Here is a 20899-nt window from a genome sequence, read left to right on the forward strand (position 1 = left end):
TCGATTCATTCCGGTGAACGTAGGGGCATGCGGGGCGAGGGTCAATGAGTCTGCAGCTCTTTGTTGACGGAGTGTCGGATCAAGGCGTGTTCGCGTCGGAACGCGTCGGCCCGTTGTGTGTGTCGATTGAACGGTTTCAATCAACTTCCGTACGTACCCGACAACCTCCGTACGTATCCGCCCCGATCACCCCGCCGTTTCAGAACACCGGGGGGTGCCCGCCACCCGCCGGTCCGTCACCGCCGGCTGGGAGCAGGCGTGTGACGTCGACGGAGCCGGCACCGGTCCGCGGCTGGGGAATGAGCGCCCAGAGGGCCGCCAGTGCGGCGAGGGCGGTCACGAGGGCGACGGCGCCGGTGCGCCCTCTCGCCCAGCGTGCCCGGAACCGGATCGGGTCCTCCACCACGACCTTGGAGAGCGAGGCGGCCGCGATCGAGACGGCGATCAGGACCGCGGTACGGCTCCAGCCGGAGAACCCGAGGCGCTGGTCGCTCAGCAGCAGGTAGACGGGCCAGTGCCACAGGTAGAGGCTGTAGGAGATCAGCCCGAGCCGGCGCAGCGGAGGCGCCGTCAGGGCACGGCCGGCCGGGGTGCGGGGAGCGCGGGCGAGGCAGGCGACGAGCAGGGCGGCGGCCAGTGCGTGCAGGAAGAGACCGCCGTGGAAGAGGGACGGGGAGTTCTGCCCGTCGGCCATGCCCCAGTACGCGCCGATCCCGCAGGCCAGGGCCAGACTCCACCGGCCGGCCGTCCGCTCGCCGACTCGGTCCAGGAGGCGGGAGACCGGTGCCGTCGCCGTCAGGGAACCGAGGAGGAGCGAGAAGGCACGGGTGTCGGTCCCCTCGTAGACGCGTGTGGTGTCGGCCGGGGCGGCGGCCAGGACCATGACGGCCAGCGAGACGGCCGCCCCGGCGGCGGCCAGGGCGGCGACGCGGCGCTCGGCGTCACGGCCACGGGCCACCACGCACAGCGCGAGGGGCCAGACCAGATAGAACTGCTCCTCCACCCCGATGCTCCACAGGTGGTCAAAGAGGTGTGTGCCGCCCGCGTTCCAGTAACCGACGTGGTCCGCTATGAAGTGCCAGTTGGCGAGGTTCGCCGCCACCCACGGAGCGTCGTCGAGGGCGAAGCGGAGCAGCACCGGCGGGCCGCACACCCAGGCCAGGATCAGCACGCCCGCGATCGTGACCGCGAGCGCGGGCAGCAGCCGTCGCGCGCGCCGCCCCCAGAAGGCGACGAGGTCGATACGGCCGTCGCGGGCCCGCGCCTCCTTGAGCAGAAGACCGGTGATGAGGAAGCCGGACAGGACGAAGAACAGGTCCACGCCGAGGAACCCGCCGCCGAAACGCCCCGCGTGGAACAGCAGCACGCCCAGGACGGCGAGGCCGCGCAGGCCGTCCAGGGGTGCGATGTGCCGGTCGGCGGTCGGCGCGGGCGCGGAGGTGGCGGGGATGCGGTGACGGGTGCGCTCGGGCCGGGGTCGCGTGGGCATGGGGCTCCGGGAGAAATAGGGGGTGGGGCGGGGCGGCCCGGCTCGAGGGTCTCGGCGGTGTCGCCCCGCGCTCTCGGTGCGTTCCGGCGGGGCGAGTTGCCCCTCGTCGGCCTACCGGCAGCCCAGCGAGGCGTACACCTTGTCGCCCGTCCACGAGCCCGTGGCCCACTGATCCACCGGGGCCGGCGTGAAGCCGTACCGGCGGTGCACCTGCCGGGCGAACCACGCGGCGAACGCGGCCGAGCCCTGCTGGCACGAGTGGATCCCGTCCTTGCTCCGCTGTGCCTTGCCGGCCGCCGCGTCGGTACCCCACAGGGCGGAGGCGTCGAGGAAGCGGACCGTCGCGGGATGCCGGTGGGCGACCTGCGCGGCGGCCTCCGGCGCCGTCCTGATCGCTTCCGCGTGCGGCTTGTAGAAGTCGTCCACCTTGAAGGGCGGTGCGGACACGATGAGCAGGTCGGCGCCGGCCTCGTGGACGGTCCTGGCCAGACGTTCGTAACCCGCGCGCTGCTCGGCCAGGGTGCCCCAGTCGTAGGTGGTGATCTGGTAGGCGACGACGTCCGGTGTGAAGGACCGCAGCTCGTGGGGGAGCTTCTGCCAGGTGGACGCCGCGATCCCGCCGATGACACCGCCGCCGCCGATCGCTGCCATCGACGCGAACCGCGCGCCGCCGGCCTTCATCGCCGCGTCCAGGGCGGGCGCCTGGGCGGTCGCTATGGAGTCGCCCATCCACAGCAGCCTGCGGGGCTTCGCGTCCTCCCCCGCCCGGGTGCCGGACGCCCGCCGGTCGCCGGCCGTTCCGGTCGCCGTGGTGGCGCCGCCGGTGCCGGGCCCGGGCGCGCCGCAGGCGGTGAGCGCGAAGAGCGCCGCCGCCGAGGCGAGGGCGGCACGGTGGGCGTGCCGCCAACGGTGAGGGGAGGAGACGGTGTTGAGGTTCATGCGTTCAGCAGACGGCGAGGGGCGCACCGTGCGTGAGGGCCGTCATCGTTTCATCACCGAATGCGGAACCGGATGTCATACGCATCGAGCACCCTGGTCGAAGAAGGCAGCAGCCCCGCCGGAGAAGAGCGCACCCCCCATGGCACGAGTCCTGCTCATCGAAGACGACCCCGCCGTGCAGAGAGGCGTCACCCTCGCACTGAAGCGCCGCAGCCACGAGGTGGAGGTCGCCGGCAGCGGCGAGACGGGCCTGCTGGCCCTGGAACGCTTCCGGCCGGACCTGGTGCTGCTGGATCTGATGCTGCCGCGGATGAGCGGCCTGGAAGTGTGCCGCCGCATCCGGGAGAGCAAGCAGATCCCCATCATCATCCTCTCCGCACGCGGGGACGAGATCGACATGGTGGTCGGTCTGGAGGCGGGCGCCGACGACTACGTCGTCAAACCGGCCGGCGGGGAACTGCTCGAGGCGCGGATCAAGGCCGTCCTGCGCAGGGCCGCGCCCGCCCAGGACGCCCCGGGGGCATCCGGGCCGGCGGGAGAGGAGCGCCACGGCGATCTCACCGTGGACCGCACCGCCCTGATCGTCGCCAAACACGGTGCCGAACTGGCACTGGCCCCCTCCGAGCTGAAGCTGGTGCTGTTCCTCACCGCCGCCCCGGGCCAGGTCTACACGCGCCCGCAGCTCCTGGAGCAGGTCTGGGAGCACTCCTTCTACGGTGACGTCCGCCTCGTCGACGCCTGCGTGATGCGGCTGCGCGCCAAGATCGAGGACGATCCGCGCAAGCCGGTGTACGTGCAGACGGTGCGCGGGTTCGGCTACCGTTTCGGACCCGTGTGATGTCCGCGATGCTCCGCGTCCCCCGGGGCCTGCGGGTACGGTTCGTGATCGCCTTTCTCCTGGCCGCGGCCTTCGGCGCCGTCCTCACCGCAGGACTCACCTACCTGCGGGCCCGCTCGGCCATCCTCGAGCGGGCCCAGGACAGCGCCGTGGCGGACCTGCGCGCCCAGGCCGACTCCCTCGCCCCCGACCTCGCCTTCCCGCCGCGCACGGCGGACCTGCGCGACCTGGCCCGCCAGCTCGACCGGGCCGGAGGAGCACGGGCCTGGCTCTGCGCCGCCTCCTACCGGGGCGGCGAGCCCGTAGCGGCGTCCCGCAGCACTCCGCCCGTCCCCGAGGAGCTCCGCGCGGCCGTCCGGCGCGGCGGACGGGCGGGCTACCAGTACGTCGAACACGACGGCCGTCCCTGGCTGGCCCTCGGCATGCCCGTCTCCTACGCCGGCGCTCCCGGCCGCTCCGGCGGTGCGGGCGGGCCCTCCGGCCTGACCGTGTACGCCTCCTTCTCCCTGGACGAGGAGCAGGACGACATCGCCGCCCTGGTCACGGCCGCCGAGGCCGGAGCGGTCCCGGCTCTCGGTCTCGCCCTCGTCCCGGCCCTGCTCGCGGCCCGCCGCGTCCTGCGCCCCGTACGGCTCCTGCACCGCGGCGCCCAGCGCATCGCCGCCGGACAGCTCGACACCCGCCTCGAACCGCGCGGACGCGACGAACTCGCCGACCTCACCCACTCCTTCAACGCCATGGCCGAAACCCTGGAGAAGGACGCCGCCGAACTGCGCCGCATGGAAAGCAGCGCCCGCCGCTTCGCCGCCGACGTCGCCCACGAACTGCGCACGCCGCTCGCGGCCATGACCGCCGTCACGGAAGTCCTCGACGAGGAGGCCGGCTTCGGCGACCTGCCCGCCGACACGGCCGACGCGCTGCGGCTGATCAGCGGCGAGACCCGCGCCCTCGGCCGCATGGTCGAAGACCTGATGGAGATCTCCCGCTTCGACGCCAAGGCGGCCTCACTGCACCTGGAACACCTCGACCTGCGCACCTTGGTCGCCAAGACGCTGCAGGTGCGCGGCTGGGCGGAGGACGAACGCGTCAGGACCGACCTTCCGCACCCGGTTCCGGTACGCGCCGACCCCCGGCGCGTCGACGTCATCCTGGCCAACCTCATAGGCAACGCCCTGAGGCACGGCCGGTCCCCGGTCACCGTCTCCACCCGGGCGGAGGGCGACCGGGCGGCGCTCACCGTCACCGACCGGGGACCGGGCATCCTCGACGAGGCGCTCCCGCACGTCTTCGCACGCTTCTTCAAGGCCGACACGGCACGCCCCCGTTCGCACGGCAGCGGCCTCGGACTGGCCATCGCCCACGAGAACGCGGCCCTGCACGGCGGCACCCTGACCGCGGCCAACTCCCCGGACGCAGGAGCCGTGTTCACCCTCACCCTCCCACTCGCCGCCGCCTCGCAGGAGCAGCGATGACACCCGACTCCACCGCCCGGCGCGCACCCCGCACCGCCCTGACCGCCGCCCTGGCGGCTCTGCTGGCCGCCGCAGTCACCGGCTGCGGGATCGGCCCCGGCGATCCCGCGCCCGCCGGCGCTCCGGCCTCCGGCGTCCAGCGGTCCGCAGGCGCATTCCCCTCCGCCCGCCTGTACTTCGCGAGCCCCTACGGCATCCGTGCCGTCGTCCGCCCCACCGACGGCGCCCCCAGCCCCCAGCAGGCCCTCGACCTCCTCCTGAAGGGCCCCACACCCGCCGAACGGGAACGCGGTCTGACCAGCCAGGTCCCACCGGCCCACGGGCAGCTCACCGCCAGCGCCGGTGACGGGGCCGTCGACGTCTTCGTCCCCTTCGCGGTCAGCGCCGGCGACCTCGACGTCACGGCGATCAGCCAGCTCGCCTGCACCGCCGCCCACGCCGAGGTCCCCGGTGGCCTGCCCGCCACGCAGGTCGACGTCCGCATCCACGAGAACTTCTCCCACTCCGGCGACCCGTGGACGGTCCGGTGCGGCTCCCACGGCAATGTGACACCGGTGGCCAGGTGACACGCGGCCGGCGCCCGGATCCGACCTCGCGCCCCCGCTCCGGCTATGCCGTCTCGCGCCGCAGGTCGTGGCCGGCGCTGACGGCCGCCGCGGCCAGGAGGCCCAGGGCCAGGGTGTCGGTGAGGGAGCCCGGGTGAGGGGCGGGCCGCAGAACGGCGAGGAGGCTCTGGCCTGCCGCGAGGGCCAGTCCCGTTCCCATGGACAGCAGGGCCGCGGACAGCCGGGGGGTGGACGGCGGGGGAGCGATCGGGGTGACGCGGGCGACGAGGGTGCACAGGCGCAGCGCGACGAACCCGAGAGTGAGCCAGTAGCAGGCGACCGCGGCGGCACCGGGGAGGTGGCCGGCCAGGCCGCTCCACGCCGTCAGGCACAGGGCCGTGACCGCGGCGGCAGGGGCTGCCAGGGTGCGGACCGCCGCGGCGGTCAGACGGCGGAGGGCTTCGCCTCGAAGCGGGGGAAGCGGCGCGGCGAGGACGATGCCGACGAGGAGGGGGGCGAGCCAGAGGCTGGTGACGGGGTGGCGGACGTCGGCCGTGAAGGTGGGGGAGGGTTCGGCCGAGCGCAGCAGCAGCCCGGTGGCCGCGGTGAGCGCGAACAGTGCCACGGTCAGCACACGGCGGGTCTGGCCGGTGACCGTCTCGGGCCAGTCGCCGGGGTGGAGCCAGAGCCGCGCGGCCCCCTTGAGGGCGTCGGGCCATGAGCGGATGCCCGACGCGGACACCTCGTACGTGATGTCCTCGCCCCATCGCTCGCGGACGGCCGGCGGGTAGAGGAGGGTCAGGAACGCGGCCGCGCTCATGCCGTGGTGATCCCGAGTGCGCGCAGACCGGCGGCGGAGATGCGGGCCATCTGCTGCAGTTCGGTGCGCAGTTGGTCGCGTCCCGCGTCGGTGATCTGCATGGTGCGGTGGCGTTCCCCGGTCTCGGCGGCTCCGTCCGCGGGCCGGATCAGCTCGCGTGCCTCCAGCCGGGACAGCGCTCCGTAGAGGCTGCCGGGGCCGAGTTTGCGGCCGGTGAGCTCCTCGATCGCGGTGTTGACGGCGTAACCGTGCAGCGGGCCGTCCGCGAGGACGGTGAGCACGAGCATCTGGGCGTCGTTGCTGTGCATGGGGTCGTCTCCTTGCCTCCGGCTCCGCATGCCACGAGGCGCGATATTACCTGTCGCGTACTACTCGGCACATACTACTTGTCGCGTAGTACGAGGCGCGTACTATGGCGGGTCATGGAAGCACACGCGGAGGAGAACGGCCGGGCCGTGCCGGCCGTGGTGTGGGCGAGTCTCGGCACCGCCGGTGTCTTCGAGGCGTCGACGCTGCTGGCGACCCAGGACAAGACGGTCAGGGCGGCCAGCCCCTGGCAGGACGACCCCTACGACGTGGTCGTGTCCCTGGCCCAGTTCACGGTGCCCGTGCTCGCCTTGGTGATCACGTTGCGGCTGCTCGCGTGGCGGGCGCCCGGTGGCGCGGACCGGGCGCGGCAGACCGTGCGTGCCGCGGGGGCGATGACCACGCTGGTCGGGCTCACCGCGGCGAGCGAGTGGGCCGCGGTCATCGCCGGGACGCCGGCCCCGGTTCCGGGGGCGTGGACATCGGTGCTGATCGGCGGGCTGGTCGGCGACTCGGTACTCGCCGCGGTGTCAGCGCTGCTGCTGGTGCGCCGGCGCCGTCGGTGGGGCCCGTCCGGCAGGTGGCGGTACGACTGGCTCGATGACGCCCTCCACGTCTGCGGACGGGTTCCGGTACTGCGGCGCTGGGCCGGCCCGGCGGCCGCGGCCTGGGTGCGCCGTCGCGCGATGACCGTGTTCGTCATGCTGAGCACGCTGGCCGCGGCGGCCGTCACCGGCACACAGGCCATCGGCGAGCACTGGACCGATCCACTGCTCACCGCCTGGTTCCTGACCGTCGCGGCCACCTCCGACCTCGCGTTCTGTGTGATCGGCAATGCGGTCGCCGGATTCATCGCCCGGCCGCCGCGCACCCGGAAGCGTCGCATCGCCGAGGTGTCGGTGGTGGCCGGATGTGTGGCGATCAGCGCGGCGACGGCGTTCCGTGGCGCGCTGTGGCCGGTGTTCGGGACGGGGCCACTGACGTCGGTTCCGGCCCTGGCCGCCCTCACGCTCGGCGCCGGTGCGGTCACGACCGTGGTCACGGCGGCTGTGTTGTCCACGTGCTTCCCGCGCACCCCTTCCCGGCCGGCCCGCCGCCGCTTCGGCACCGCGCCCTCCTCCCGGCGGCGACCGGACACGCACCTGTGAAAGGCATGACGATGAGACCGTGCAGGACGCACGCACAGACAGCAGCACCGATCCGCGCCGATGAGCTGTCCAAACGGTACGGACGCCGACAGGCCGTCAGCGGCCTCGGCTTCACCGTGGGGGCCGGCCAGATCTGCGCGCTGCTCGGCCCCAACGGGGCGGGCAAGACCTCCACGATGCGGATGCTGGTCGGCCTGTCGTCCCCGGACACCGGCAGCGCGAGCATCCTCGGCCGACCGGTCCGCCTCGGCGCGGACGTGCTGCGCGGCGTCGGCGTCCTCATCGACGGCCCGGCGTTCGTGCCGCACCTCACCGGCCGGGCCAATCTGCGGCTCCTGTGGTCGGCGACCGGGCGGGCCTGGCCGCCTCCCGCGCTGGCCGACGCCCTGGACCTCGCCGGGCTCGGCGAGGCGCTCGACCGCAGGGTCAAGGGCTACTCGACGGGCATGAGGCAGCGGCTGATCTTGGCCCAGGCCCTGATGCGCGAGCCGGACGTACTGATCCTGGACGAGCCGGCCAACGGACTGGACCCCGGCGAAGTCCGCGCCCTGCGCGAGCACTTGTCGGAACTGGCCGGGCGAGGGGTGGCCGTACTCGTCTCCAGCCACCAGCTCGCCGAGGTGCAGCAGCTGGCGACCCACGCCGTCGTGATGAACCGCGGACGGCTCATCACCGCCGGACCGATGGACGAACTCCTCGGCGCTTCCGGCACCTACCGCCTCCAGGCGGACGACACCGACAAGGCAGCCGCCGTACTGCGCGCCCTGCCCGGCGTCGCGACGGCCACCACGCAGCACGGCGAGCTCGTCGTCGACGCGCCCGGTGTGCCCTCCCGCGACCTCGTCCGCGCCCTGGTCGCGGAGGGCGTCGGCGTCACTGCCGTGCGGCGGGAGAGCAAGTCCCTGGAAGAGGCCTTCCTGACCATGACCCGACAAGGAGCCGACGACCGTGCTGCGCGTTGAACTGACCACCCAGCTGCTGCGGATCCGCACCCTCGCCGTCCTCGCCTGCCTGGCCGCCGTCCCCGTCGTGGCCGGCTTCTCGTACGCCTCCGAGGCGGGGCACCGCAACGGCCACCAGACCGGCCTGTTCGGCGCCTCCCCCTACTCCGCGCTCAACCACGCCATGGCGAGCATGGAGTTCATCGAACCGCTGCTCCTGCCGATCATGGTCGCTCTGCCGGCCGCCGCGATCGCCTCCTCCGACCGGGAGTGGGGCATCCTGCGCTACCTGTACGTCGCCCCCGTCAGCCGAACTCGCCTCCTGGCGGCCAAGTTCGGCGCCCTGGCCGTCCTCACCACGCTCGCCACTCTGTGCGTGCCGGCGGCCGGCCTGCTCGCCGGGCTCGCCGTCTTCGGCTGGCACCCGTTCCACGTCATCGGCGCCCCGGATCTCACCGGCGGCGAGACCGCCACCCGTGTCCTGTCGGCGACCGGCTACTGCCTGCTGTGCATGCTGAGCATCGCGACGATCGCGTTCGCGCTGGGACTCCTCCTGCCGCGCGGCATCGAAGCCCTCGGCGCCACCGTGGCCTTCGTGATCGCCGCCGCCATCTTCAACGGCTCGCCCACCCTGCGCTCCGTGCAGGCCGTCCTGCCCATGCACTACTGGCAGGACTGGACCCGGCTGTTCGACCCCACCGGGACGGCGCGCCTCGGCACCGGCATCGCGGTCCAGACCGCCACGATCGTTCTCGCCGCCTGCGCCGCCGCCCTCGTGCTCTTCCGACGCGACCCGGCGGCATGACACGCCCGCGGCGGGCTGAGCAGCGGAACCGCAGGAGAGGGGCATCGAGGCCGTACGGGCCGCCGGAGCCGGCGTGCACGGTGACGGCGACGGGTTCGACGTACCAGGCGCCGTCACCGTGCTCCGTACGCATCCGGGCCGGACGCGAGTCCGGGCGGATCAGCAGGTCTTGCGGACGTACCCGCTGCTGCCGGCCGGAGAGACGTCCAGGTCGCGCTGGACGATGCTCAGCCTGTCACCCCAGGCCTCGCACGCCTTCGACCTGCCCGCGTCCGTGTACTCGATCACGATGACGTGGTCACCGAAGGCGCTGGTGTAGGCGTCGCACTCGGAGTACTGGCCGCACTCCTCCGCCACGGCGAAATCGAGGCCGTTGGCGACGCGGTTGCCGGCCAGTTCTGAGGCGTTCTTCTGCGCGATGGCCAGGCCGTCGGCGTGGGCGCGGCCGGACAGCAACCTGATGAGGGCCTGCGCGTGGTCCGCGGTCAGGCGCCGGCCGGAGCGTGTGTAGCTGTCGTAGTTGTCGGGTTCGACGGCCTGGAAGCCCTTGTCCCGGCAGCCGTCGATCAGGGCTCCGATCCTGTCGGCGATCCGTTCGCGCTTCGTGGCGGTGCTGATGTCGAGCAGCGCCTCGCCCCAGTCCTCGTCATAGACGACCCTGCCCGCTGAGTCGCGCAGCAGCAGGTCCGGGGCCCATTCGTCCTCGGCCCCCGGCTGGGCCTGGAAGGCGTTGACGTAGCAGATGTTGTACAGGCCGGCCGCCGGGGAGGCGGTGTGGTCGCGGGTGACCACCGTGACTCCGGCCGGCGGGGTGTAGGCGCCGCCGATCTGGTAGTCGAAGCCGGCGTGGGCGGGCGGCAGCGTGTAGGACGCGGCCTGTGTCGTGGTCGCCTGGACGAACAGCGCGCCGGTCAGGACCGCGGCGCCGGCGGCCGTTGCGAGGATCTTCCGGGAAACGGTACGCATCACGTGGCTCATGCATCGAGCTCCACAGGAGAGGGCACGTCCCCGCCTCGGACGCGCGGGGGCGTCCTGGCGACTCGGGCCGGGCTCGCGGCACGGGGCCTGCATACCGGCTGGGCGTACCTCTGACGCGGAGCCGGGGCTCCGGCGTTGTCCGGGAGTAAAGCGATCGCCTGAGGAGATGTCAACGTGTTCCCCAAGTCGCGCCGAAACCAAGCAGGTTGGAGCGTCGCGCACCACAGGCCGACGATGCGGTTCGACGGCCTGGTCATCGGCTGGGCGGCCTCGGGGGGTGGTGCCGGCACCACCCCCGATCCGGGGCGTGGGCCGACTGTGTCGCGGGTGGGGGAGGAGGAGGGTTGGCCCCGTCGGCGAGAGCCCGGCCGAGGGAGCCGACATCGATGACCGAACGGGGAGACATGATGGCCAGTCACACAAGGCGGACAGTTCTCAAGGGCGCGGCGGTCGCGGCAGCGGGCAGCGCGGTCGGGAGCGCTCCCGGTTTCCTCGCGTCCCCGGCGCGGGCGAGTGGCGTAGGCGGGGGGAACGGGGTGACGGGGGCCACCCCGTTCCTGGAAGGGGCTTTCGCGCCGGTCACCGAGGAGTTGACCGCCTTCGACCTCGAGGTCACCGGCCGCGTTCCGCGTGACCTGGACGGCCGCTACCTGCGCAACGGCCCCAACGCGCTGGGCCTGGAGGACGTCCGCGCCCACCACTGGATGCTGGGCGACGGGATGGTGCACGGGGTGCGTCTGCGCCGCGGGCGCGCGGAGTGGTACCGCAACCGCTGGGTGCGGTCCTCACAGGTGACGGCGAAGCTGGGGGAGACGTACCCGGGCCGGGTGCCGCCGGACGACTTCGCGTGCAACACGCACGTGATCCCGTACAAGGGCCGCATCCTGGCGCTGCAGGAAGGCGGGCCGCTGCCCTACGAGCTGGACGGCGAGCTGGGCACCGTGCGCCCGTACGACTTCGGCTCGACTCTCGAGGGCGCGTTCACCGCGCACACCAAGTACGACGCGGCGGCCGACGAACTGCACGCGATCGCGTACTACCCCACCTGGGACCATGTGCGGCACATCGTGATCGACCGGACCGGCCGGGTGGCGCGGACCACGCGGATCGCCGTCGCGGACGCGCCGATGATGCACGACTTCGCGCTCACCGAGAAGTACGTGGTGATCGTGGACGTGCCGATCACCTTCGACGGCGCCGCCGCGGAGGCGGGGGCGATCGTGCCGTACGTGTGGAACGACGAACACCCCATGCGCATCGGACTGTTGCCGCGTACCGGCGGCAGCACGCGCTGGTTCGAGATCCCCCCGGTGTACTACTCGCACACCCTCAACGCCTACGATCAGGGGGACACGGTGGTGGTGGAGTACATCGCGTTCCCCGCGCCGTTCTACGCCGCCGGCCGCGGTATGGGCGGGCCCTCCGCGACCGGTTCCCCGACGCTCGACCGCTGGAGCATCGGCCTGCGCGCGGGCCGGGTCCAAAGTGTCCGGCTGGACGATCGTCCGCAGGAGTTCCCGCGCATCAACGAATCCCTCGTCTCGCGCCGCCACCGCTACGCCTACACCGCGAGCGCGGCCGAGATGTGGCGCGCGTACGAGACGGCCGACGGCGTGCCGCCGGACGAGAAGTTCACCAACTACCTGATGAAACACGACATGCTGCGGGGCAGCAGGCAGCTCCACCGCTTCCCCCGGGGCGCTGCGGTCGGCGAGCCGGTGTTCGTCCCGCGGCGCGGGGCCCGGGACGAGGACGACGGCTACGTGCTGTCGTACGTGAACGACCCCGACCGCGGCGCGACCGACCTGGTGATCCTCTCGGCCCAGGACTTCGACGGCCACCCGCTGGCCCGGATCCACCTGCCCGGCCGGGTACCGCTGGGATTCCACGGCAGCTGGATCGCGGATGCCTGACGCCCCGTGCCTGCCGGCGGCGCAGGCGCCCTCGGCGTCTTCAGCGCCGCCGCACGGCCGAACCCGAACCCGGACGGACAAGGCCGACGCCGGCCAGGCAGATGAGCGCCAGCGCGAGTACGGCCGAGACGACGGTCAGGACCGCGACACCATGCGTGAGCTGGATACCGGCACCCACCACGAGCAGCACGCCCGCCACCAGGTACAGAACGCTCAACGCCCGTGTACGCGGAACGAATTGCCACCTGCGCTCACTCATGAATGCCTCCTTGTCGGCCTCGATGAGGTGCGCATGCCCCGTCAGGCGCACCGCTCACCTCCGGAACGCGGCTACGCCTCGGCCACGACGATGTAGAACGTCACCGCCGCGAAGAAGGGGCCCTTCCTGAGGTGGTTCAGCCAGGCTTCCGCCGCCTCGACGGTGAAGTAGTCCGCCTCCCGGGCTCGTCGAGTGGTGCGTTCCAGGCCGAGGACGCTGTCCGCGGCGCGTACGTCGCGGAAGACGGGTGTGACAGGGATGACCGTGGGCACGGTGAAACCGGCCGCGGCCGCCAGGCGCGGAAGCTGCCTGCCGATCGCCGCGTTGCGGACCACCCGCTCGGCCACATGGCGGGTGTACGCCCGCGTCAGGTCGTGGTCCGGGTGATCGACGGCCAGGGTCTCCCAGTCGGGCTCGCCCATGACCAGCCGCCCGCCCGGCCGCAGGACCCGGCGGATCTCGCCGAGCGCTGTCACGGGATCGGCGACGTGCTGCAGGACCCGGTCGGTGCGGGCACGGTCGGCGCTGCGGTCGGGCAGCGGCAGGTCGTGCACGTCTGCGTGCCGGACCTCCACCGCGGCCCGACCGGTGGTGCGGGCCCGGGCGGCGTCCACCATGTGCTGGTCGTGGTCGAGGCCGGTGACCGCCCCGGTCGGGGCGACGGCCTGCGCCAGCGCGTCGAGGTCGGTGCCGGGGCCACAGCCGAGGTCGAGCACCCTGTGCCCGGTACGCAGGTCGAGTTCGTCGAGCATGCGCTGCTTGTAGGAGCGGCCGAGGTCGCTCGTGGCGAGCCGGTCGAGGTAGGTGACGGGATCGGGTTCGGCCGTCTCGAACGTGAAGGATGACATACGGCCCAGTCAACCAACTGCCCGGTCGAGCCGTCGTCTTGCGTGTGCCGTCCGCCGTCCGCCGTCCGCCGTCCGCCGTCCGCGCCGTCACGCCCCGCCGCGCGGCCGGTGCGTGCTCGCGGCCGGCTGTGGAGGCGACCTCCGCCGGGCTACTTCGACTCGACTCGGCCAAGCGGGTCGGGGTCCGTCGCCAGCGCCTCACGCGCCGTCTGCCAGGCGGGATCCGCGGGGTCGAGCCGGGTGCGGAGGTAGGCCGAGGTGAGCCGCGCCACCGCGGCCACCCGCTCGGGGTTCTCGTCCGTGGTCTCGGCGACGTCGTATCCGGAGATTCCGCCGAGTCCGTGCCCGGCGTCGAACAGGGTGAGCAGGGCCTTGGGGCCGGGGGCGAGGTGATAGGGGTCGGCGTGCCAGTCCGGGCCCATGTCCGTGAAGTGCCGGGAGTCGTCCTTGTCGCCGGCGACCACCAGCGTGGGTGTGGTCATCGTGGAGAAGTCCATGGTGCGGAAGAACGGCACGTTCGCCGCCCACGGCCCGTTCAGCGCCTCGCCGCCCCTGCCGGGCGCGGCCAGCAGCACACCGGCCTTGATCCGGGGCTCGATGAGGTTCGCTTCCTGTGCGTCGGCGGGGTCGGTGAGCCGTGCGCCGAGCAGGAGTTCGGCGGTGTGGCCGCCCATCGAGTGTCCGGCGACGGCGACCTTGTCGTGGTGGACGCGCCCGGCGAGCTGCGGCACGGTGGCCTCGATCGCGTCGAGCCGGTCGAGGATGTGCGTCATGTCCTCGGCGCGTGAGCGCCAGAACAGGGATGCTCCGGGGGCGGCGTCGGTGTGCAGGTGACTCAGTGTCCTGGAGCTGAGGTGGGTGGGCTGGATGACGACGAATCCGTGCGCCGCCCAGAAGTCGGCCAGAGGCGCGTAGCCGTTGAGCGACGACAGGTTGTTCGACGGGCCCTGACCGTGCGAGAAGAGGATGACGGGCAAGTCGGTTCCGGTGACGGGTGCGGAGACGCGCGCCTGGAGGTCCACCGGGCGTCCGGGCACGGGCAGTACCACCGGGCTGAACGAGAGGACGGGTGCGGGCGAGCCGAGAGCGTCGGGCATGGAAGTCGGTCCGTTCATGGGTGAGTTGTGTCCCTTCGACGGCGTCTGCCGCCGCCCCGGGGCGGCGGCAGACGCGCAGGAGTGCCGGGCTGCGGCTGAATCGCGAACCGGAGCATCGTTCCGCTTAATATACGGAACATCGTTCCGCTTCGTCAATCGCGGCTCCGTGCCCCGGCTGTGCAACCGGCGGACACTTCTCGGACTCCGCCCCATTGTGTTGTGCCCTGTGCGGCTTTACTGTTCGACTTTGCCTGAGTCTGTTTGACTCTGATCGCTCAGGCGGTATGGAGGCCGCAGTGCTGGGTAAGCGGGGTCATCGGATCGGTCCACAGGCCGCGAGACCCGGTCGCCGTCGGTGGTGGAGGGCGGTCCTCGCGACGGCCGCGACCATCGCCCTGGCCACGGGGATCACCACACCCGCCGCGGCGCGGGACGCCGGCCGGCAGCAGCCCGCCGCCGAGCCCGGCGCCGGCCCGCGGGCGCACACGGTGAGTCTCGACGGCTACTCGTTCCTCGTCGACGGCAGGCGCACCTACCTGTGGTCCGGCGAGTTCCACTACTTCCGGCTCCCCAGTCCGGACCTGTGGCGCGACATCTTCCAGAAGATGAAGGCCGCCGGGTTCAACTCCACCTCGCTGTACTTCGATTGGGGATACCACTCGCCGAAGCCGGGCGTGTACGACTTCAGCGGCGTGCGGGACGTCGACAAGCTCCTCGACATGGCCGAGGAAGCGGGCCTCTACGTGATCGCGCGCCCGGCGCCGTACATCAACGCGGAGGTCGACAGCGGTGGCCTGCCCGGCTGGATGACCACCAAGCCCGGCGACAACCGCAGCGACGACCCGCGGTTCCTGAGGTACGCGGACGAATGGCTGACGCGGATCGACCGGATCATCGCCCGCCACCAGCTGACCAACGGCACCGGTTCGGTCATCGCCTACCAGGTCGAGAACGAGTACTACCACGGCACGGACGCCGGTCGCTCCTACATGAAGCACCTGGAGGACAAGGCCCGCGCCGACGGCATCACCGTACCGCTGACCGGCAACAACAACGGCACCTTCAACTCCGGCACCGGCGCCCTGGACGTCGACGGCCCGGACTCCTACCCGCAGGGCTTCAACTGCTCCAACCCCGCGAAGTGGAACGGCGTCCCCGACATCGGCTACGACCACCCGGCCGGCAAGCCCCTGTACTCGCCGGAGTTCCAGGGCGGCGCCTTCGACCCCTGGGGCGGACCCGGCTACGACAAGTGCGCCCAGCTGATCAACGACCGGTTCGCCGACGTGTTCTACAAGCAGAACATCGCTGTCGGCGCCACCGCGCAGAGCTTCTACATGACCTACGGCGGCACCAACTGGGGCTGGCTGGGCATGCCGGAGAACTACACGTCCTACGACTACGGGGCCGCCATCCGTGAGAACCGCCTGCTCGATCCGAAGTACGACGAGGACAAGCTGATCGGGTACTTCACGCAGTCGGTCGCCCCGCTGACCAAGACCGAGGCGATCAGGGCGACGCCACCGGACGACCCCGCGGTCGTCGACACGGCGCGGATGAACCCCGACACCAAGACACAGTTCCACGTCCTGCGGCACGGCGACTCCACGTCCACGGCGGTCGACAAGACCCACATCTCGCTGGACTTCGACGCCCAGCCGTCCGCGGACACCACCTACACCTGGGACGACCCCGACTCCGCGCTGCAGTACACCGGTTCGTGGTCGCACGTGGCCGACCAGAGCTACACCGGAGGCGACTACAAGCACACCGAGTCCTTCTCCAACAAGGCCGGTGACTCGGTCACCGTCCCCTTCGACGGCACCGCGATCCGCTGGATCGGCTCGAAGACCGGCAACCACGGCAACGCCGACGTCTACCTCGACGGAACCAAGGTGACCACGGTCGACGACTCCGGCAGTGAGAACCAGGCGGTCGTCTTCCACAAGACCGGCCTGACGCCGGGGGCGCACACCCTGAGGATCGTCGTCGACGGGAACCACGGCGCGGGATCCACGGACAACTACGTGTCCATCGACGCCATCGACGTGCCCACGGCCGCCGCCGCGGAACCCACCTACCCGGTCGTCCCCCAGCAGCCGGGGACCGCGATCACCCTCGACGGACGTGACTCTCACGTCATCGTGGCGAACTACCGTCTCGGACAAGCGCGGTTGCGGTACTCCACCTCGGAGATCATGACCGGCGCGACCATCGGTGACCGGGACGTCGCCGTCCTCTACGGCGACCCGGGCAGCGACGGCGAGACCGTCCTGCGCTACGCCTCCGAACCCACCGTCACCACCGACGGCGGCACGGTCACGACCACTTGGGACCCGGCCACCGGTGACCTGCGGCTGAACTACACGCACAAGGGCCTGATCCGCGTCGGCATCAGCGGCGGCGGACAGCGCCCGCTGCTGTTCCTCGTGGGCGACAAGGCCACGGCCAGGACCTTCTGGCGCCAGGACACGGCGAGCGGCCCGGTACTCGTACGCGGCAGCCACCTGCTGCGCACGGCGACCAGCCGGGACGGCGGCCGCGTCCTGGCACTCACCGGCGACAACGCCGACGACAAGAGCATCGAGGTGTTCACCTCCGCGGACCGTGTCACCTGGAACGGCAGGACCCTGCGCACCCGGACCACCGGCACGGGAAGCCGCACCGGGAAGATCCCGGTGGCCGCCCCGATACACCTGCCGGCCCTGACCGACTGGAAGCACAGCGAGGAATCCCCCGAAGCCGCCCCCGGTTTCGACGACTCCGGCTGGCAGGTGGCCGACAGGACGACCACCAACAGCGTCTCCGGCAGCGACTCACCACCGGTGCTCCACGCCGACGACTACGGCTTCCACACCGGAAACACCTGGTACCGCGGACGCTTCCACGCCACCGGCAAGGAGAAGGGCGTCCACCTGGTCTCGGACTCCGGCGGAAAGGCGCAGGCGTTCTCCGCCTGGCTCAACGGCACCTTCCTGGGCAGCTCCACCACGGGCGGCGCCGACTTCACCTTCCCGGCCGGCTCGGTGAAGTCCGACGGCGACAACGTCATCTCCGTGCTCACCGTGAACATGGGACACGAGGAGGACTACAACTCGACCAACGGCAACAAGACCGCACGCGGCCTGACCGCGGCCTCCCTCGTCGGGGCGCCCCTGACATCCGTCACCTGGCGCCTGCAGGGCGTACGCGGCGGCGAGGACCTCAAGGACACGGTGCGCGGCCCGCTTTCGACGGGCGGTCTGTACGGCGAGCGGGCCGGCTGGTCCCTGCCGGGCTACCCGGACGGCGGCTGGAAGCGGGTGACACTGCCGACGACCGACACCCGCCCCGGCGTCTCCTGGTACCGCACGGAAGCCGACCTGCGCCTCCCGCACGGCCAGGACACCTCGCTCGGGCTGACGTTCACCGACGACCCCGCGCGCAAGTACCGTGCCACGATCTTCGTGAACGGCTGGCAGGTCGGCAACTACGTCAACTACCTCGGCCCGCAGCACACCTTCCCGGTGCCCGACGGGATCCTGGATCCGCACGGCCGCAACAGCATCGCCATCGCCGTGTGGAACCTGGACGGCAGCACCGGCGGGCTCGGCAAGGTCTCGCTCACCGACTACGGCAGCTACGCCTCCTCCCTGCGAGTCGCGCAGAACGACAGCCCCCGCTACGACCCCCGGGCCTACGCGATGCCGAAACGTCCGGGAGCGGACGTCACCCTGGACGTGCCGGACACCGCTCAGCCGGCACGGCCCTTCACGGCCCGGGCCACGGTGCGGGTGCCGAGGGACAGGCGGTCCGCCTCCCGGCTGACGGCCACGCTGTCCGCGCCCGACGGCTGGAGCGTGAGCGCCACGGGCCCGACGTCCCTCGACCGCCTGCGACCCGGCCGATCGGCCACCTTCACCTGGCAGGTCGAGCCGCCCACCGGGAAGCTGCCGCCCGCCTCGGCGCTCACCACCACGGTGCGCTACCGGCAGAGCGGACGGCAGGCGGCCACCGGGGACGAGCGCATCGTCCGCGGCATCCCGCCGGCTCCACCGGCCGGGAAGAACGCCGTCAGCGATCTGCCGTTCCTGTCGTCCACCAACGGGTGGGGCCCGGTCGAGCGCGACACCAGCGTCGGCGAGCAGGCGGCCGGGGACGGCCGCCGGATCAGCATCGCCGGTGCCGGCTACGCCAAGGGCCTGGGCACCAACTCGGTCAGCGACGTCGAGCTCTACCTCGCCGGGAAATGCTCCCGGTTGACGGCGGAGGTCGGGGTCGACGACGAGACGGGCGGTGCGGGAACGGTGACGTTCTCCGTGCTCGCCGACGGCAGGACCCTGGTGACCACGCCGGCGATCCGCGGCGGACAGGCCGCGATGCCGGTCGACGTCGACGTCAGCGGCGCACAAGTGATCGACCTCAAGGTCGGTGACGCCGGTGACGGCAACGGCAACGACCACGGCGACTGGGCGATACCGACTCTGACCTGCGGCTAGACAGGACCCGGGTCCGGTCCGCGAACAGGACGCGGACAGGAGGCGACCAGCGACGGCAACAGGGCCGGACGGACCGCCGCCCCGTACGAGGCGGCGGTCTCGCCGTACCGGCCCGGGCGCCCTGCCTCCCGGACCCGATGCGCCCTGCCGGTCGTCGTCCGCGACCAGGCCCGCAGGGGCGCCTCAGACCACCGGCTCCCGGGCGGACGACGGCCCGGCGGCAAGCAACGCGGAGATCCCGTCGGCGAGGTGGGGGCCGATCTCGCCCCAGCCGTCCTTGTAGCCGTAGACGGCGGCCAGGGTGCGGGCGTCGTAGTCACCGTTCATGATCTCGATGTCGGTGGCGGTGATGAGTGCCGGGTGGGCGACGCCGCAAGCCGCCGAGACCTTCGTCAACTCCTTGCGCAGGGTGCGCAGATAGACGGCGGCACGGGTGGCCTTCGAGGTCGGATCGAGGCCGCGGGCCAGCCACTGGTTCTGGGTGGCGACGCCGGTGGGGCACTTGTCGGTGTGGCATTTCTGCGACTGGATGCAGCCGATGGAGAGCATGGCCTCGCGGGCCACATTGATCATGTCGGCGCCCAGGGCGAAGGCGACGGCGGCGTTCTCGGGCAGGCCGAGCTTGCCGGAGCCGATGAAGGTCAGGTCGTCGGTCAGCCCGAGTTCGGCGAAGGTGCCGTAGACCCGGGAGAAGCCCATGCGGAACGGCAGCGACACCGAGTCGGTGAAGATCAGCGGCGCCGCTCCGGTGCCGCCCTCGCCGCCGTCGATGGTCACGAAGTCGACACCACGGTCACCACGCGCCATCAGTCCGGCCAGCTCCTGCCAGAAGTCCGCCTCTCCCACCGCGCTCTTGATCCCGACCGGCAATCCGGTCTCGGCGGCGAGCAGTTCGACGAAGTCGAGCATCGAGTCGACGTCGCTGAACGCGGTGTGCCGCGAGGGGGAGGCGCAGTCCTTGCCGACGGGGATGCCCCGGATCTCGGCGATCTCAGGCGTCACCTTCGCCCCCGGCAGCAGCCCGCCCAGCCCCGGCTTGGCACCCTGGGAGAGCTTGATCTCGATCGCCCTGACCGGGGCGCCTGCGACCACGTCCTTGAGCTTGCCGAGGTTGAAGCTGCCGTCCTCATTGCGGCAGCCGAAGTACGACGTCCCGATCTGGAGGACGAGATCCCCGCCGTTGCGGTGGTACGGCGAGAGGCCGCCCTCTCCCGTGTTCTGCATCGTGCCCGCCAGCGCCGCCCCCTTGTTGAGCGCCGAGATGGCCGCGCCCGACAGGGAGCCGAAGCTCATCGCGGAGATGTTCACCACGCTCGCCGGCCGGAACGCCTTGGCGCGCCCGCGCGGCCCGCCCAGCACCTTGGCCGACGGCAGCGGTGCCTGCGGGTCGTGCACGTCGGGCAGGGCGCCGGCGAAGGTGCGCTGCTTGACGTATGCGTGTCCCTGCGTGTGCTCGACGTCGACATCGGTTCCGAACCCGAAGTAGTTGTTCTCGCCCTTCGCCGAGGCGTAGATCCAGGTGCGCTGGTCACGGCTGAACGGGCGCTCCTCCTCGTTGGAGGTCACTATGTACTGCCGCAGCTCAGGCCCCACCGTCTCCAGCAGGTACCGGGCGTGCCCGATCAGCGGGAAGTTCCGCAGCAGCGCGTGCTTCTTCTGGACGAGATCGCGTCCTGCCACCAGTGCCAGTGCTGCTGCGGTGGCCATGCCGATACTCCGGGCGCGCATGAACGGTCCTCTCCTCGATGCTCGACTCCATCGCCGTGCGGTGGACGTCATCCTGTCGTGCGTTGAGCGTTGGGCGGCGGGCAGGGCCGGCAGGGCGGCAGTGCCCCTCGAAGAATGCGCGACGATATCAGGGGCCGCGCGGTCGGCCGTTCCGGTGGGGGAGGCGGTGCGCTGTCCTGTCCCCGCCCGGCTGACGGCGACACCGCCGAGGACGCCGAAGGCCCTGCCGCGGTTCCTGCTGCCCCGGTGCCGGTGCCGGTGCCGATCGGCCGGCCGGAAGGCGCCCCGTGGCACC

The 20899-nt window shown here is 71.9% G+C and carries 17 protein-coding genes; 8 read left to right on the forward strand and 9 right to left on the reverse strand.

Features of this window, described 5'->3' with window-relative positions:
- Positions 1-199 precede the first annotated feature (199 nt).
- Entirely contained in the window at positions 200-1489 is a 1290-nt protein-coding gene (locus tag ACJ9NR_RS37550) for an acyltransferase family protein (RefSeq protein ID WP_412492784.1), read from the reverse strand.
- 111 nt (positions 1490-1600) lie between these two features.
- Positions 1601-2428 carry an SGNH/GDSL hydrolase family protein gene (locus ACJ9NR_RS37555; protein WP_412492785.1) on the reverse strand — a complete coding sequence of 276 codons (828 nt, stop codon included), beginning with the start codon at positions 2426-2428 and terminating at the stop codon, positions 1601-1603.
- A 139-nt stretch (positions 2429-2567) separates the two neighbouring features.
- Here ACJ9NR_RS37555 and ACJ9NR_RS37560 point away from each other — a divergent pair, with 139 nt between their 5' ends.
- Genes ACJ9NR_RS37560 through ACJ9NR_RS37570 form a run of 3 tightly spaced genes read left to right on the forward strand, consistent with a single transcriptional unit; the run spans position 2568 to position 5304 of the window.
- Entirely contained in the window at positions 2568-3266 is a 699-nt protein-coding gene (locus ACJ9NR_RS37560; protein WP_412492786.1) for a response regulator, read from the forward strand.
- Between the two features lie 8 nt (positions 3267-3274).
- Complete coding sequence (locus tag ACJ9NR_RS37565; protein ID WP_412512761.1) at positions 3275-4738, forward strand: ATP-binding protein; 1464 nt, start codon at positions 3275-3277, stop codon at positions 4736-4738.
- A complete protein-coding gene (locus ACJ9NR_RS37570; protein WP_412492788.1) occupies positions 4735-5304 on the forward strand; it encodes a hypothetical protein in 570 nt (189 codons plus the stop codon). Before ACJ9NR_RS37565 ends, ACJ9NR_RS37570 begins: the two co-directional genes overlap by 4 nt.
- A gap of 43 nt (positions 5305-5347) precedes the next feature.
- Here ACJ9NR_RS37570 and ACJ9NR_RS37575 read toward each other — a convergent pair whose 3' ends face one another.
- Positions 5348-6103 carry a hypothetical protein gene (locus tag ACJ9NR_RS37575; RefSeq protein ID WP_412492789.1) on the reverse strand — a complete coding sequence of 252 codons (756 nt, stop codon included), beginning with the start codon at positions 6101-6103 and terminating at the stop codon, positions 5348-5350.
- Entirely contained in the window at positions 6100-6411 is a 312-nt protein-coding gene (locus ACJ9NR_RS37580; RefSeq protein ID WP_412492790.1) for a PadR family transcriptional regulator, read from the reverse strand. Before ACJ9NR_RS37580 ends, ACJ9NR_RS37575 begins: the two co-directional genes overlap by 4 nt.
- A gap of 114 nt (positions 6412-6525) precedes the next feature.
- Between ACJ9NR_RS37580 and ACJ9NR_RS37585 the strand changes: the two genes are divergently transcribed.
- The 3 genes from ACJ9NR_RS37585 to ACJ9NR_RS37595 are packed head-to-tail and all read left to right on the forward strand — an operon-like array spanning position 6526 to position 9303.
- Positions 6526-7557 (forward strand): hypothetical protein, encoded by a 1032-nt coding sequence (locus tag ACJ9NR_RS37585; protein ID WP_412492791.1) that lies wholly within the window; start codon positions 6526-6528, stop codon positions 7555-7557.
- Between the two features lie 11 nt (positions 7558-7568).
- The gene (locus ACJ9NR_RS37590) at positions 7569-8519 is read left to right on the forward strand and encodes an ABC transporter ATP-binding protein (RefSeq protein WP_412492792.1); all 951 of its coding nucleotides are present in this window, start codon (positions 7569-7571) and stop codon (positions 8517-8519) included.
- Positions 8506-9303 carry an ABC transporter permease gene (locus ACJ9NR_RS37595; RefSeq protein ID WP_412492793.1) on the forward strand — a complete coding sequence of 266 codons (798 nt, stop codon included), beginning with the start codon at positions 8506-8508 and terminating at the stop codon, positions 9301-9303. Before ACJ9NR_RS37590 ends, ACJ9NR_RS37595 begins: the two co-directional genes overlap by 14 nt.
- Before the next feature lie 159 nt (positions 9304-9462).
- Here ACJ9NR_RS37595 and ACJ9NR_RS37600 read toward each other — a convergent pair whose 3' ends face one another.
- A complete protein-coding gene (locus tag ACJ9NR_RS37600; RefSeq protein ID WP_412492794.1) occupies positions 9463-10281 on the reverse strand; it encodes an endo alpha-1,4 polygalactosaminidase in 819 nt (272 codons plus the stop codon).
- Between the two features lie 407 nt (positions 10282-10688).
- On the opposite strand from ACJ9NR_RS37600, the gene ACJ9NR_RS37605 reads away from it, so the two are divergent.
- Complete coding sequence (locus ACJ9NR_RS37605; RefSeq protein ID WP_412492969.1) at positions 10689-12194, forward strand: carotenoid oxygenase family protein; 1506 nt, start codon at positions 10689-10691, stop codon at positions 12192-12194.
- A 40-nt stretch (positions 12195-12234) separates the two neighbouring features.
- Here the strand turns inward: ACJ9NR_RS37605 and ACJ9NR_RS37610 are convergent, their stop codons facing one another.
- From ACJ9NR_RS37610 to ACJ9NR_RS37620, 3 genes are all read right to left on the reverse strand, one after another.
- Positions 12235-12453 carry a hypothetical protein gene (locus ACJ9NR_RS37610; RefSeq protein WP_412492795.1) on the reverse strand — a complete coding sequence of 73 codons (219 nt, stop codon included), beginning with the start codon at positions 12451-12453 and terminating at the stop codon, positions 12235-12237.
- A 71-nt stretch (positions 12454-12524) separates the two neighbouring features.
- A complete protein-coding gene (locus tag ACJ9NR_RS37615) occupies positions 12525-13301 on the reverse strand; it encodes a methyltransferase domain-containing protein (protein ID WP_412492796.1) in 777 nt (258 codons plus the stop codon).
- Between the two features lie 149 nt (positions 13302-13450).
- Positions 13451-14416 carry an alpha/beta hydrolase family protein gene (locus ACJ9NR_RS37620; protein ID WP_412492797.1) on the reverse strand — a complete coding sequence of 322 codons (966 nt, stop codon included), beginning with the start codon at positions 14414-14416 and terminating at the stop codon, positions 13451-13453.
- A gap of 278 nt (positions 14417-14694) precedes the next feature.
- On the opposite strand from ACJ9NR_RS37620, the gene ACJ9NR_RS37625 reads away from it, so the two are divergent.
- On the forward strand, positions 14695-18876 hold the full coding sequence (locus ACJ9NR_RS37625; RefSeq protein ID WP_412492798.1) for a beta-galactosidase: 4182 nt from the start codon (positions 14695-14697) through the stop codon (positions 18874-18876).
- Between the two features lie 183 nt (positions 18877-19059).
- Here ACJ9NR_RS37625 and ACJ9NR_RS37630 read toward each other — a convergent pair whose 3' ends face one another.
- Positions 19060-20604 (reverse strand): FMN-binding glutamate synthase family protein, encoded by a 1545-nt coding sequence (locus ACJ9NR_RS37630; protein WP_412492799.1) that lies wholly within the window; start codon positions 20602-20604, stop codon positions 19060-19062.
- Positions 20605-20899: the final 295 nt, after the last annotated feature.

This window comes from Streptomyces sediminimaris (genome assembly GCF_047049295.1).
GTDB lineage: Bacteria > Actinomycetota > Actinomycetes > Streptomycetales > Streptomycetaceae > Streptomyces > Streptomyces sediminimaris.